Annotated in this window: 1 protein-coding gene; it reads left to right on the forward strand. The window is 37.8% G+C overall.

The annotated features are described in order from the left end of the window. Positions 1-240, forward strand: a 240-nt coding sequence (locus tag FNE76_RS08385) for a hypothetical protein (RefSeq protein ID WP_185963044.1), incomplete at its 5' end; no start/stop codon positions are given. Positions 241-267: the final 27 nt, after the last annotated feature.

Below are 267 nucleotides of genomic sequence, written 5' to 3' on the forward strand. Positions count from 1 at the left end.
TTAAATAAAGGAGAGGTGGTTGTAATACGCAGCGAAAGCAGTATTGGAATAGTTGGTGTTGGAACTGGAATAAATTTTGGTACAGTGCAGATGGTTAATGATTTGTGTGATAGTGTGTCGGTTGGGACATCTGTATGGTTTGATTTGAAGGATGCAACACCTTTTATGGTTGTAAGCGGACAGGTATTTTATAAATTAAGGGAAGAGCATATCACAGGAAACGAACCACCCATATCATAAATGGTACAGAAGGAAAAAAAATACCTG

It is taken from the genome of Helicobacter mehlei (assembly GCF_007280785.1).
Taxonomy (GTDB): Bacteria; Campylobacterota; Campylobacteria; order Campylobacterales; family Helicobacteraceae; genus Helicobacter; species Helicobacter mehlei.